The organism is Variovorax durovernensis, assembly GCF_977011995.1.
This window is the reverse complement of the sequence record NZ_CDRNCW010000001.1, coordinates 1,715,062-1,728,814: the sequence shown is the minus strand read 5'-3', so window position 1 is coordinate 1,728,814 and position 13,753 is coordinate 1,715,062. Positions and strand designations below refer to the sequence as shown.

At 65.4% G+C, this 13,753-nt stretch carries 9 protein-coding genes; all 9 read right to left on the bottom strand.

From position 1 onward, the window contains the following. Nucleotides 1-115: 115 nt before the first annotated feature. A complete protein-coding gene (locus ACWV14_RS08195) occupies nt 116-1,240 on the bottom strand; it encodes a 3-deoxy-7-phosphoheptulonate synthase (RefSeq protein WP_454907392.1) in 1,125 nt (374 codons plus the stop codon). 82 nt (nt 1,241-1,322) lie between these two features. Next, on the bottom strand, nt 1,323-2,534 hold the full coding sequence (gene flgL / locus ACWV14_RS08190) for a flagellar hook-associated protein FlgL (protein WP_454907393.1): 1,212 nt from the start codon (nt 2,532-2,534) through the stop codon (nt 1,323-1,325). A gap of 35 nt (nt 2,535-2,569) precedes the next feature. Continuing rightward, entirely contained in the window at nt 2,570-4,522 is a 1,953-nt protein-coding gene (gene flgK / locus ACWV14_RS08185) for a flagellar hook-associated protein FlgK (protein ID WP_454907394.1), read from the bottom strand. A 107-nt stretch (nt 4,523-4,629) separates the two neighbouring features. Beyond that, nucleotides 4,630-6,360, bottom strand: a complete 1,731-nt coding sequence (locus tag ACWV14_RS08180) for a methyl-accepting chemotaxis protein (RefSeq protein WP_454907395.1) — start codon at nt 6,358-6,360, stop codon at nt 4,630-4,632. 99 nt (nt 6,361-6,459) lie between these two features. Continuing rightward, entirely contained in the window at nt 6,460-8,190 is a 1,731-nt protein-coding gene (locus tag ACWV14_RS08175) for a methyl-accepting chemotaxis protein (RefSeq protein WP_454907845.1), read from the bottom strand. Nucleotides 8,191-8,249: 59 nt separating this feature from the next. After that, nucleotides 8,250-9,947 (bottom strand): methyl-accepting chemotaxis protein, encoded by a 1,698-nt coding sequence (locus ACWV14_RS08170; protein ID WP_454907396.1) that lies wholly within the window; start codon nt 9,945-9,947, stop codon nt 8,250-8,252. A 24-nt stretch (nt 9,948-9,971) separates the two neighbouring features. Beyond that, nucleotides 9,972-11,564, bottom strand: a complete 1,593-nt coding sequence (locus tag ACWV14_RS08165) for a methyl-accepting chemotaxis protein (RefSeq protein ID WP_454907397.1) — start codon at nt 11,562-11,564, stop codon at nt 9,972-9,974. Nucleotides 11,565-11,604: 40 nt separating this feature from the next. Next, nucleotides 11,605-12,126, bottom strand: a complete 522-nt coding sequence (locus ACWV14_RS08160; protein ID WP_422085462.1) for a chemotaxis protein CheW — start codon at nt 12,124-12,126, stop codon at nt 11,605-11,607. 20 nt (nt 12,127-12,146) lie between these two features. After that, nucleotides 12,147-13,751, bottom strand: coding sequence for a methyl-accepting chemotaxis protein (locus ACWV14_RS08155; protein WP_454907398.1), 1,605 nt, complete (start codon nt 13,749-13,751; stop codon nt 12,147-12,149). Nucleotides 13,752-13,753 lie beyond the last annotated feature (2 nt).

The window sequence follows — 13,753 nt, the reverse complement described above, 5'->3', positions numbered from 1 at the left end:
ACGCTTGGGTGCACGCGTTATGACATGCCGCGCTCTAGGGCACCAAACTGTTGCTCATAGCCTTTGGGCCACTACGGTCGACCAGAAGTCGACTCGCTCCAATGCAGGTTTCTTGTCAGACCTTCGCCAACCGCCGCCGCGCCTTGACCGCCGTCGCCAGCCCCTCGAGCACCGGCACCGTCTGCGCAAAGCCGATGCAGGCATCGGTGATCGAGACACCGTGCTTGAGCGGCACGCCCGGCTTCAGGTCCTGCCGGCCTTCCTCGAGATGGCTCTCGATCATGATGCCGGTGATGCGCCGCTCGCCGGCCGCGATCTGCGCGGCCACGTCTTCGGCGACCACGATCTGCCGCTGGTGCTGCTTGCTGCTGTTGCCGTGCGAGACGTCGATCATGACCTGGGGCCGCAGGCCGTTCGCCAGCAGCGCTTCGCAGCTGGCCGCGACGTCCGCCGCCGAGTAGTTGGGCGCCTTGCCGCCGCGCAGGATGACGTGGCAGTCGTCGTTGCCGCGCGTCTCGAAGATGGCGGCCATGCCCATCTTGGTCATGCCCATGAAGGCATGCGGCGCGCGGGCCGCGAGGATGGCGTCGGCCGCGACCTTGACGCTGCCGTCGGTGCCGTTCTTGAAGCCGACCGGGCAGCTCAGGCCCGACGCGAGCTGCCGGTGGCTCTGGCTCTCGGTGGTGCGGGCGCCGATGGCACCCCAGGCAATCAGGTCGGCAATGAACTGCGGGCTCAGCAGGTCGAGGAATTCGGTGCCGGTCGGCAGGCCCAGGGTGGTCAGCTCGAGCAGCAGGCGCCGCGCGCGCTCCAGCCCTTCGTTGATCGCGAAGCTGCCGTCCAGGTGCGGGTCGTTGATGTAGCCCTTCCAGCCGACGGTGGTGCGCGGCTTCTCGAAGTAGGCGCGCATCACGATCAGCAGGTCGTCCTGCAGCGAATCGGCGACTTTCTTCAGGCGCTGTGCGTATTCGATGGCCTGGTCGTGGTCCTGGATGGAGCAGGGGCCGACCACCACCACCAGCCGGTCGTCGCGGCCGTGCAGCACGTCGGCGATCGCCGCGCGGCTGCCTTCGACCAGCGCCAGGGTGTTGTCGCGCACCGGCACGCGCTCCTGCAGCAGCGCGGGCGTCATGAGCGGACGAACGGCGCCGATGCGCACGTCGTCGATGCGGGTGGTGTCCAGCGTGCTGTCGCGGGAGCCGATTTCGGCGTCGTGGAGGGGGTCGTCGAGGCGGGGCATGGTCGTGGGATGTCGGATGGAACTCACCCGATTGTCCTACCGAAGGCGGGCACGGCCCCAGGGCCGCCCGCCTCCCCGCCGGTCACAGGTAGTTGAATAGCGAAATGCTGTTCAGCTTGGCAAACGTCATCTGCGTTGCCTGCAGCGAAGACTGGCGCTGGTAGAACTCGGCGATTGCGCTGTACGGGTCCAGGTCTTCGATGGAAGAAAGATAAGACTCTTCCTGCAGCTTGCGCGCCGCGCCGCCGGTGTCCAGCGCATCGAGTTCCGTCTGCCGCGAGCCGACCGAGGACAGCACCGTCAGCACGTTGTCGTGCGCGTTCGTCACCTTCCGGTTGGCCGTGGCCAGGGCGTTCTGCAGTTGCGCCTTGGCCGCCTCGCCGCCGCCGGCCAGCGGTGTGCGAAGCGCGGTCACCAGCTGGCCGATGGCCGCGAACACGTCGGTGCCGGCGTTCTGCGCGGTCGACACGTCGAAGGTGTCGCCGTCCGCCGGCTTGCCGGTGAACTTGATCTGCACGCCGCCGAAGGTGATGGGCGAGTCGGGCGTGTAGGCGCCGGCACCGGCCACCACGGGTGGCACGTCCTTGGTCATCACGGTGTAGTTGCCACCGTTGAAGCTGATGGTGAAGTCCTTGCCGTAGTTGGTCGCCGTGGCGTCCGCGATGCTGATGGAGCCGAACACGCCGCTGCCGGTGTTGCCGGCCGAGCTCGAAGCCACGTAGCCCGCGCCGCCCTGCACCGACTGGAAGATGCTGCGGCCGTCGTCACCCGTGGACATCTGGCGCGACACGTCGACCTGCATCAGCCGCTGGCCCTGGTCGCCCACGTACTGCACGCCGCCGCCGGCGGCCGCCACGAACGGCGGGCTGCCGCTCTTGAAGCCGGCAAACAGGTACTGGCCGTTGCCGTCGTCGGTGTTGGCCACGCCCACCAGCTGGTCGTATGCGCTCTGGATGGTGGTGGCGAGCGAGGCGCGGTCGGCATCGGTCAGCGTGCCGTTGCCGGCGTTCACCGTCAGCGTCTTGATGTTCTGCAGGATCGACGTCACCGAGTTCAGCGCGTTTTCTTCGGTCGACAGCGCCAGGCTCGCGCGCTGGCGGCTGGTGGCGTACTGCGCGTTTTCCGACAGCGTCTGGCTGACGCCCAGGGAGCGCGCCGCGCCGACCGGATCGTCGCCGGCGGACAGGAACTTGGAATTGGTCGCCAGCTGCTGCTGGACCCTGAACAGCTTCTGCTGCTGCAGGCCCATGGCGCTGACGTTCTGCTCGTAGAAGGATGAGGTGCTGATGCGCATCGCGGCTCCTGGATTCTGTGCTTCGGTGAAAAGACTCAGCTGCGGATGCCGAGGATCGCGTCGAACATGGTCGAGGCGGTCTGGATCACCTTCGCGTTGGCCTGGTACATCTGCTGGAACATCAGCAGGTTGGCGGTTTCCTCGTCCTGGTTGACGCCGGAGACGGCTTGCTGGCTGGCCTTGATCTGGCCGGTCACGCTGTCTTGCGTGGCCGCCGCCACCTTGACAGCCATGGCCCGGTTGCCGACTTCGCTGACCAGCTGCGAGTAGGCGCCGTTGAAGGTCGCCGTGCCGTTGGCCATCGTGGTCTTGCGCTGCAGTGCGCCCAGCAGCAGCGCATTGCTGCCGTCGGACACGCCCGAGGTGTTTTTCTTGATGGTGAAGGTGTCGCCCTGCGACGGCGCGCCGCTCATGCTGACGGTGACGCCGTCGAAGCTCATCTTCGCGCCGGCGGTGTAGGGCACGGGCGTGCCGGCCGGGTAGTTGGTGGTGGTGCCGTTGGGCAGCGTCACCGAAACGGCCGAGGTCGCGGGGAAACCCGTCAGGCTGCCCGTGGCGGCGTCGAAGCTCAGCGTGACCGTGCCCGCCAGCGGCGTGCCGGGGTAGGAGGCGTCGACAGTCGCCGTGCCCAGCGCGCCGCTGCCCTTGTTGCCCGCGGAGTTGCCGGTGACGAGCGGCGACGCGGCCGCCACCTTGGCGGGATCGAGCACCAGCACGTCGAGGTCGCGCGCGCCGGTGCGGGTCGGCTGCACCAGGAACGAGTCGCCGGCCTGCGCGGTGCCGCTGGCGGCGGTGAGGCTCACGCCGTCGAAGGTGATGGGAAAGGTGGTGAAGCTGCCCATCGACGTCTTGTCCGACAGCCGCGTGACCGTGTAGGTGAGCGTGCCCGCCACATTGGTGACGCTGACGTCGTAGTCGCTGGTCGTGAGCTTCGAGGCATCGGTCAGCGATGCTCCGAATTCGAGGTTGCCTGTGTTCTTTGCGTTGGACATCACGCCCGGCACCGCCTGGTTGAAGAAGTTCTGGCCCAGCGCGCCGTTCAGGTCGACGCCCAGCTTGTGCTGTGCATTGACTGCATCGGAAACCGACATGGCGAGCCGGCCGATGGAATTTTGCGTGGGGATGAGGGTTTCGCTGCGGAAGGTCATGAGGCCGCCAAGCACGCCGCCCTTGAAGGTGCTGTCGTCGAGCTCGGCGGTGTTGCCGCCGAAGCCCTTGAGCGCCACCGCCTTGCGGCTGGGGTCGGCGGCCGAGTTGACCGAGACCATCTGGGAGGCGTAGTCCCCCACCACCAGCGACTGGCCGGTGGCGATGAACACGTTGTACTTGCCGTTGTCCTGCTGCAGCACCTTGACGTCGACCACCTGGCTCAGCTGGCTCACGAGCAGGTCGCGCTGGTCGAGCAGGTCGTTCGGCGGCTGGCCGCTGGCCATGGCCGTGGCCTGGCTGATCTGCTGGTTCAGGCTCGCGATCTTGCTGGCGTAGACGTTGATCTGGTCGACGCTGCCGTCGATCTGCTCGTTCACCGACGAGTTCAGGTCGGACAGGTACTGGTCGGTCGTGCGGAACTTGCTGGCCAGCGCCTGGGCGGAGCTGATCATCTGCTGGCGCGCGGCCGGGTCGGCCGGCGTGTTGGCCACGCCCTGGATGCTGGTGAAGAAGCTCTGCATCAGCGCCGAGATGCCCGAGGTCTTGTCGGCCAGCAGGGTGTCGATGCGGTTGATCTGCGTGCCGTTGGTGGCAAGCGCGACCGAGGCCGACTGCGCGTTGGCAAGCTGCGCGGTCAGGTAGCGGTCGTAGCTGCGCGAGACGGTCGAGACGTTGGCGCCCGTGCCGATGTAGCCCGAGCCGCTGGAAATGGCACTGCCCGTGGCGATCTCCGCCACCTGGCGGCTGTAGCCCGCCGTGTAGACGTTGGCGGTGTTGTGGGCCGTGGTCATCAGCGCGGTGCGGGCGACGCCGAGGCCGCTCAGACCTGTGTAGAACATGCTTCCGGACATAAGGCTTTACCTGTCAATTGGAGAGTGTGTCTGGCACCGCGAAGGCGCCTTCTTTGTGTTTATCGGCAGCGCCGGCCAAAAGTTGAGGACCGAAGTCAGAACTCTGTCCAGTCGCCCTTGGCGTCGCCGGCCATGGCCAGCTGCGGCGCGGGGCGGCCGCCCGGCTCGCGGCGCGCGGGCAGCGCCTTGGCGGGACGCTTCGCCGCGGCCGGCGCCGGTTTGGCGGGCTTGGGAATGGGGGTGATGCGGGTGAAGCCGGGGCGCACATTGGCGAGCGCATTGGCGTCGAGCTTGAAGATGCTGACGGCCTGCACCAGGCTGCTTGCCTGCTCCTGCAGCGATTGGGCTGCCGCCGAGGCTTCTTCGACCAGCGCGGCGTTCTGTTGTGTGACCTGGTCCATCTGCGTGATGGCCTGGTTGATCTGCTCGATGCCGGAGGTCTGCTCCTGGCTCGCTGCGGTGATCTCGCCCATGATGTCGGTCACGCGCTTCACGCTGCCGACGATCTCGTCCATGGTGCGGCCGGCCTCTTCCACCTGCTTGCTGCCCTCTTCGACCTTCTCCACCGAGTCGCCGATCAGCGTCTTGATTTCCTTGGCTGCGGCTGCAGAGCGTTGTGCGAGGCTGCGCACTTCTGATGCCACCACCGCGAAGCCGCGGCCCTGCTCACCGGCACGGGCTGCTTCGACAGCCGCGTTCAGTGCCAGGATGTTCGTCTGGAACGCGATGCCATCGATCACGCCGATGATGTCGACGATCTTCTTGGAAGACGCATTGATCGAGCCCATCGTGTCGACCACTTGGGAGACGACGCTGCCGCCCTTCACCGCCACTTCGGAAGCCGACACAGCCAGTTGATTGGCCTGACGCGCGTTGTCCGCGTTCTGCTTCACGGTCGAAGTCAGCTCTTCCATCGAGGCCGCCGTCTGCTCCAGCGAGCTGGCCTGCTGCTCCGTGCGCGACGACAGATCCTGGTTACCCGAAGCAATCTCCCCCGAAGCCGTCGCGATCGTCTCCGTGCCCGTGCGCACCTCGCCGACCACCTTGGCCAGGCTCTCGTTCATGTTCTTCAGCGCCTGCATCAGCTGCCCGGCCTCATCGCGGCTTTCCACCTTGATGTCCGTGCTCAGGTCGCCGGCGGCCACCGTTTCGGCCACCTGCACGGCATGCCCCAGCGGGCGCACGATGCTCAGCGTCAGCCGCCAGGCCAACAGCGCCCCCAGCAGCAAGCCGATGACCGACAGCGCCAACAGCGTGGTCTCGCCGGTCGAATGGTCGGCCTCGATGCTCTTGGCCAGCTCGTCGATGCGATCACGCTGATACGCCGCGAGCTTGGCTACGGCTTCCTCATAGACGACAAGCGCGGGCGCGAACTTGTTGTCGGCCAGGTCCATGGCCTCCTCGTTCTTGCCTTCCAACTTGAGCTTGTTGATCTGCCCGATGGCCTGCAGCACGATGGCGCGAGCGTCGGCCACGTTGGCATACAGCTTCTTCTCTTCCGGAGAAGTCAGCAGCTCCTCGAGTTTTTTCTGCACCGGGTTGATCAGCGCCGACTTGTCGGCCCGGCCCTTCTCGAAGTAGGCCGCCACCTTGGGATCCGTTGCCTTGACCATCGCGAACGAGTTCACGATCGCCGGCCCGAGCAGGTTGGACCACTGGTTGGCCAGGCGCTCCTTGACCAGCGCGTTCTGCATCAGATCTTCCGTGGCCTTGCCCACCTTGGCCAGGCGCAGCATGCCCGTGGCCGCGATGGTCGCCATCAGGAGCAGCACCACCGCGAAGCCGAAGCCCAGGCGGGTGCCGATTCTCAGATTCTTCAAGCTCATTTGACTTCTTCTTTCTCGGAACTGGAGCAAACCCGCCGCGGGATGCGGCGCCATGGGTTCGTTATCGGCACGGATGCGGCAGGGTTGAACACTCGAAGATCAAAATTCCGTCCAGTCGCCCTTCGCGTCGCCGGCCATGGCCAGCTGCGGTGCGGGGCGACCACCCGGCTCGCGGCGCGCGGTGAGCGCCTTGGCCGGACGTTTCGGCGCCGGCTTGGCGGCAACGGCGGGCCTGGGGATCGGCGTCAGGCGCGTGAAACTGGTGCGCGTGGCCAAGGCATTGGCATCGAGCTTGAAGATGCTGACGGACTGCACGAGGCTGCCGGCCTGCTCCTGCAGCGATTGGGCTGCCGCAGAGGCTTCTTCGACCAGCGCGGCGTTCTGCTGCGTGACCTGGTCCATCTGCGTGATGGCCTGGTTGATCTGCTCGATGCCGGAGGTCTGTTCCTGGCTGGCTGCGGTGATCTCGCCCATGATGTCCGTCACACGGCGCACGCTGCCGACGATTTCGTCCATGGTGCGGCCGGCCTCTTCCACCTGCTTGCTGCCTTCCTCGACCTTCTCCACGGAATCGCCGATGAGGGTCTTGATTTCCTTGGCTGCGGCTGCCGAGCGTTGTGCGAGGCTGCGCACTTCTGATGCCACTACCGCGAAGCCGCGGCCCTGCTCACCGGCACGAGCGGCTTCGACGGCCGCGTTCAGTGCCAGGATGTTGGTCTGGAACGCAATACCGTCGATGACGCCGATGATGTCCACGATCTTCTTGGAAGACGCATTGATCGATCCCATCGTGTCGACCACTTGAGACACGACGCTGCCGCCCTTCACTGCCACTTCGGAAGCCGACACAGCCAGTTGATTGGCCTGACGCGCGTTGTCCGCGTTCTGCTTCACCGTCGAAGTCAGCTCCTCCATCGAGGCTGCCGTCTGCTCCAGCGAGCTGGCCTGCTCCTCGGTACGCGACGACAGGTCCTGGTTGCCCGAAGCAATCTGGCTGGACGCCGTTGCGATCGTGTCCGTCCCCATGCGGACTTCGCCGACGATCTTCGCGAGGCTGTCGTTCATGCCCTTCAGTGCTTCGAGCAACTGGCCGGTCTCGTCGGTCGTGCGCGCCTCGATGCGGCTGGTCAGGTCACCGGCAGCCACCGACTGCGCCACCTTCACCGCCTCAGACAGGGGCCGCGAGACGATGCGTGCTATCGACAGCGCAAGCACCAGGCCCAGCGCCACGCTGCCCAGCAGCAGGCCCAGCACCCAGAGGCGCGCCTCCCCATACACCGTGTCGGCGGTTTCACCGGCGCGGATCGCGCCGGCCACATTGACCTCGGTGAGCTTGTCGAGCGTCGTGTTGATCTCGCGGCTCAGCTGCAGCGACTTGCCGCGGATCAGCGCATTCGCCTGTTCGTTCTCCTGCGTGTGCGAGATGGCGACGATCTTGTTGTGCTCTACCGAATACTGGGTCAGCAGCTTCTGGAGTTCCGGGTAGATCTCTCGCTCTTCCGGCTCGGAGATGAGCCTCTCGTATTCAGCGCGGTGCTTCTGCAGGTTGGTCCAGGTCTCGTCCATCGCCTTCTCGTAAACCGCCATCTCGTCGTACGAACCCGACAGGATGTGCTGCATCTCCTGCGTGCGGTAGCGCGACACCAGGTTCTTCATTTCGAGCAGCGAGCGCGTGGCCGGCATCCAGTTGGTCGCCAGATCGGTCGACATGTCATGGACCTTGCCCAGTTGCATCACCGAGATGACGCCGACACAAGCCGTCAAAACAAGGACGGCAATGAACGACACAAGCAGCTTGGTCGCGATCTTGAAGTTGTAGAAAGTTTTAATGATTTTTTCCTTGTGGCTTCGAAGCCGATACGTGGGTTGTCGCGTCGGGCGCGTTCCTCTCAGAACTCGCGCCAGTCGCCAGCACCGGCCACGGCAAGCTGCGGCACGGCGGGCAACGATGATTTCTTGTCTTGTGCGGCCGGCAATGCCTGGGCGCGCGCGCCGGACTCGGCTTGGTGGCTCGCATCCAGCTTGAAGATGCTCACGGCCTGAACCAGGCTGCCCGCCTCTTCTTGCAGTGACTGGGCGGCGGCGGAGGCTTCCTCCACCAGTGCCGCGTTCTGCTGCGTCACCTGGTCCATCTGCGTGATGGCCTGGTTGATCTGTTCGATGCCGGAGGTCTGTTCCTGGCTCGCAGCGGTGATCTCGCCCATGATGTCGGTCACGCGCTTCACGCTGCCGACGATCTCTTCCATGGTGCGGCCTGCCTCGGCAACCTGCTTGCTGCCTTCTTCGACCTTCTCGACGGAATCGCCGATCAGCGTCTTGATTTCCTTGGCTGCGGCTGCAGAGCGCTGCGCGAGGCTGCGGACTTCTGATGCCACCACCGCGAAGCCCCGGCCCTGCTCACCGGCACGGGCTGCTTCGACAGCTGCGTTCAGTGCCAGGATGTTGGTCTGGAACGCAATGCCGTCGATGACGCCGATGATGTCGACGATCTTCTTGGACGACGCATTGATCGAGCCCATCGTGCCGACCACCTGCGACACGACATTGCCGCCCTTCACTGCCACTTCGGAAGCCGACACAGCCAGTTGGTTGGCCTGGCGCGCGTTGTCCGCGTTCTGCTTCACCGTGCTGGTGAGCTCCTCCATCGAAGCAGCCGTCTGCTCCAGCGAGCTGGCCTGCTCTTCCGTGCGCGACGAAAGATCCTGATTGCCCGAAGCAATCTGCCCAGAAGCCCTGGCAATGGTTTCGCTCGAATCCTTGATCTTCCCGACGATCGAGGTCAGCTGCACCTGCATCTGCTTGATGGAATGCAGCAGGCTGCCGTCACGCGCGGGATCGGCCTCTACCGCCAGCGACAGGTCGCCGTCGGCGATGCGACCGACCACGTCGGCGGCGTACTGCGGCTCGCCACCGAGTTGCCGGCCGATCAGGCGCGCCACCACGACGCCCAGCCCCACGCTGACCACGATGCCGGCCAGCGCCATCACCAGCATCATCAGCCGGGAGGTCTTGTAGGTCTCATCGGCCTTCTCGGCACGCACTCGCGCCAGGTCCTTGCTGTGCGCGACCATGCCCTTGAGCACTTCTTCCAGACCGCGCGATTCCTTCAGGAGGCGCGTGCTGTCTTCGGTCACCTGGTTGTCGAACTGCGAGCTGTCCAGCGGCTGCTTGTTCACCAGCGCGACGAAGTCGTTCATGTGAGTGTTCAGCGGAGCGACCAGCCCTTCGAACTGGCTGAAGAGCTTCGTGCCTTCCTCGGTCTCGCCGAAGAACGACTTGACTTCGGCGGCACGCGACGAGAGGCTTTCCATGGACGCCTTGAGCTCGTTCGCACCCGCGTTGCGCTCTCCGCGCGTGCCGGCCGACAGCAGCGTCATCTGGGCGCGGCTGGCGTACAGCAGGTGGATGTTGGCTTCCTGCACGGCCTGCAGGGCGCGAAGCTCGTTGGAGTAGAGCTCTTCGGTCGAGGCGCTGATGCGCCCCATGTGAAAGATGCCGAGTGCGCTCACTGCCGCACCGATGGCCGCGACCACGAGAAAGCTGAGGATCAGCCGGACGGTGACGCGAAGATTCTGGAACCACTGCATTGTCTTTTCTCCGATTTGTGCTGCTTATGCAGTGAATGCCAACCGATGCGCCGGGCTGGCAGCAAGGCTGCCTTCCAGGCGAAACACGCCGACCACCTGCGACAGGCTGCTTGCCTGCTCCTGCAGCGATTGGGCTGCCGCAGAGGCTTCTTCGACCAGCGCGGCGTTCTGTTGTGTGACCTGGTCCATCTGCGTGATGGCCTGGTTGATCTGCTCGATACCGGAGGTCTGCTCCTGGCTGGCTGCGGTGATCTCGCCCATGATGTCGGTCACTCGCTTCACGCTGCCGACGATCTCGTCCATGGTTCGGCCAGCCTCGGCAACCTGCTTGCTACCTTCCTCGACCTTCTCGACGGAATCGCCGATCAGCGTCTTGATTTCCTTGGCTGCTGCTGCAGAACGTTGTGCAAGACTTCGCACTTCCGAAGCGACGACCGCGAAGCCGCGGCCTTGCTCGCCTGCACGAGCCGCTTCGACAGCTGCGTTCAGTGCAAGGATGTTGGTCTGGAACGCGATGCCATCGATCACGCCGATGATGTCGACGATCTTCTTGGAAGACGCATTGATCGAGCCCATCGTGTCGACCACTTGAGACACGACGCTGCCGCCCTTCACGGCAACTTCCGAAGCAGACACAGCCAGCTGGTTCGCCTGACGCGCGTTATCAGCGTTCTGCTTCACGGTCGAAGTCAGCTCCTCCATCGAAGCAGCCGTCTGCTCCAGCGAGCTGGCCTGCTCTTCGGTACGCGACGACAAGTCCTGGTTGCCCGAAGCAATCTGCCCCGAAGCCGTCGCGATCGTTTCCGTGCCCGTGCGCACCTCGCCGACCACCTTGGCCAGGCTCTCGTTCATGTTCTTCAGCGCCTGCATCAGCTGGCCCGCCTCGTCGCGGCTTTCCACGCGGATGTCGACGCTCAGGTCGCCGGCCGCCACCGTTTCCGCCACCTCGACGGCGCGCGCCAGCGGCCGCACGATGCTGCGCGAGATAAGGAACGCGAGGATCGCGCCGATCACCACGGTCGCCAGCGTCAGGAACAGCCGCAAGTTGAAGCTGCGCGAGTTCGCCGCGTCGATCTCGGCGCTCATGTCGTCGATCGCCTTGCGCTCGATCGCCAACAGCTCGAGCACGCGGTTTTCATAGGCCTTGGCTGCCGGCTGGAAGGTCTCCTTGAAGACGCGCGCCGTTTCCACCGTGTTGCCGCCGGCCTTGGCCTTGCCCACTTCTTCCTTGGCCGCCTGGTACTTGGCGCGCAGCTCGATGATCGATTTGAAGGTGGCCTTCTCCTCGTCGGTCACCAGCAGTTTCTCGACCTTGGCAATGGTCTCCGAGCCCTTCTTCACGCTGTCGGAAATGACGTCGGCGAAGACGACGGGCAAGCTCTCGTCGGTGGTGCGCGCGATCATCGACGTGCGTGCGATGGCCGAGTAGGTCAGCACATACCAGTCGGCGATCAGCCGTTCCTTCGCCAACGGGCTTTCCATCATCACCCGCGTGGCTTCCGCGTTGCTGCGCGCGGACAGCAACGCGAAGGCGGTGGAAATCACCACCATGCCGAGGACGACGGAAAAGGCTACGGCAAGCCGTGTTCCGATGCGCAGGTTCGAGAAGAAGTTCATGGTGCGGGCGTTGAATGGAGAAGGCGAGGGGCGGCAAGGATCAGGCGGTGGCCGCGGCCTCGATGAGGCCCATTTCCTGGCTCGACATGAGCCGGTCGATGTCCACCAGGATGAGCATCCGCTCGTCCAGCGTGCCCAGCCCGATCAGGTAGTCCGCGTCCAGCACCGAACCCATCTCCGGCGCAGGCTTGATCTGCTCCGCCGTCAGCGTGATCACGTCCGACACGCTGTCCACCACCATCCCCACCACACGCCCGCCGATGTTCAGCACGATCACCACCGTGAACTGGTCGTACGTCGGGTCGCCCAGCTTGAACTTGATGCGCATGTCGATGATCGGAACGATGATCCCGCGCAGGTTCACCACACCCTTGATGTACTCCGGCGCGTTCGCAATGCGCGTCACCGCGTCGTAGCCGCGCAGCTCCTGCACCTTCTGGATGTCGATACCGTATTCCTCTTCGCCCAGCTTGAACGTCACCACCTCCAGGCGGCTGCCGCCCGTGGAAGGGGACGGCGCCGAGGCGGCTTGTTGCAAGGGGTCTTTTGCCTTGGTCAGCATCTGTTCTCTCCGGTTTGAAATTAATGGGTCTCGGCCACTTCGGCCCTGAACACGCGCACGGCCCTGACCAGGCCGTCGGCCTGCTCCTGCAACGACTGCGCCGTGGCCGAAGCCTCTTCGACCAGTGCGGCGTTCTGTTGTGTGACCTGGTCCATCTGCGCGATGGCCTGGTTGATCTGCTCGATGCCGGAGGTCTGCTCCTGGCTCGCGGTAGTGATCTCGCCCATGATGTCGGTCACGCGGCGCACGCTGCCCACGATCTCTTCCATCGTGCGGCCCGCTTCCGCGACCTGCTTGCTGCCGGCCTCGACCTTCTCGACGGAATCGCCGATCAGCGTCTTGATTTCCTTGGCCGCGGCGGCCGAGCGCTGCGCGAGGCTGCGAACCTCGGATGCCACCACGGCAAAGCCCTTGCCCTGCTCGCCGGCACGGGCGGCTTCCACCGCCGCATTCAGCGCCAGGATGTTGGTCTGGAAGGCAATGCCGTCGATCACGCCGATGATGTCCACGATCTTGCGGGACGACGCATTGATCGAGCCCATGGTGTCGACCACCTGCGACACCACGCTGCCGCCCTTCACCGCCACTTCGGAAGCCGACACAGCCAGCTGGTTGGCCTGGCGCGCGTTGTCCGCGTTCTGCTTCACCGTGGAGGTCAGCTCTTCCATCGAAGCGGCCGTCTGCTCCAGCGAACTCGCCTGCTGCTCCGTGCGCGAAGACAGGTCCTGGTTGCCGGAGGCGATCTGGCTCGACGCCGACATCACGCCCGCCACGTTGGTGCCGACGTCCGCGACGATCGCGAACAGGTTCGCGCTCATCTGGTTCAGCGCGCGCAGCAGCCCGGTGATCTCGTCCCCGGGCCGGATCTCGAACTTGGCGAGGTCGCCGCCGGCTATGGCCCGAGCCACATGCAGGGCCTCGTCCAGCGGACGGAAGACGGTGCGGCCCAGGAACTGCCCGAGCCCCAGCCACGCAAGCGCAAAGCCCACGCCACCGGCAGCCACGGCACCGGGAAGCCAGCTGTGCGTACCGGCGGACGCGACCAGCCGGCCAGCCTCCATCCAGCCCGCGATTCCCAGACCAAGCGACAGCAGCGCGGCCGCCGTGGTCACGCCGAACACGCGCTGGCGCACCGGAATGCGCCGCAGCTGCGCCAGCGGGTTCATCCAGCCGCGCTGCACCACCTGCCCCTGCTGCAGCGTGATGCCCTTGGCCCCGCCTTCGCGCAGCCGGCGGTAGAGCGCGTCGGCCTCGGCCACGTCGGCGCGGTCGGGCCGGCTGCGCACGGACATGTAGCCCTGTACGCGGCCGTCGCGGCGGATCGGCGTGACATTGGCGAGCACCCAGTAGAAGTCACCGTTGCTGCGCCGGTTCTTGATGAGGCCGGTCCACGGCAGGCCTTGCCCCAGCGTCTGCCACAGGTCGGCAAAGGCTTCTGGCGGCACGTCGGGATGGCGCACGATGTTGTGCGCCTTGCCCATGAGTTCGTCAACGGTAAAGCCGCTGGCCTCGACGAAGGCCGGGTTGACATAGGTGATGCGACCCTTGAGGTCGGTGCGGGACACCAGGGCGGCGTCCTGCGGGAGTTCGTATTCGATACCGGTGACTGGCAGATTGACACGCATGG

Bases quoted from the DNA above. Each gene is read 5' to 3' on its own strand.
- ACWV14_RS08195 (WP_454907392.1), bottom strand. From the start codon at position 1,240: ATGCCCCGCCTCGACGACCCCCTCCACGACGCCGAAATCGGCTCCCGC.
- ACWV14_RS08180 (WP_454907395.1), bottom strand. From the start codon at position 6,360: ATGAGCTTGAAGAATCTGAGAATCGGCACCCGCCTGGGCTTCGGCTTC.
- ACWV14_RS08165 (WP_454907397.1), bottom strand. From the start codon at position 11,564: ATGAACTTCTTCTCGAACCTGCGCATCGGAACACGGCTTGCCGTAGCC.
- flgL (WP_454907393.1), bottom strand. From the start codon at position 2,534: ATGCGCATCAGCACCTCATCCTTCTACGAGCAGAACGTCAGCGCCATG.
- ACWV14_RS08160 (WP_422085462.1), bottom strand. From the start codon at position 12,126: ATGCTGACCAAGGCAAAAGACCCCTTGCAACAAGCCGCCTCGGCGCCG.
- flgK (WP_454907394.1), bottom strand. From the start codon at position 4,522: ATGTTCTACACAGGTCTGAGCGGCCTCGGCGTCGCCCGCACCGCGCTG.
- ACWV14_RS08170 (WP_454907396.1), bottom strand. From the start codon at position 9,947: ATGCAGTGGTTCCAGAATCTTCGCGTCACCGTCCGGCTGATCCTCAGC.
- ACWV14_RS08155 (WP_454907398.1), bottom strand. From the start codon at position 13,751: ATGCGTGTCAATCTGCCAGTCACCGGTATCGAATACGAACTCCCGCAG.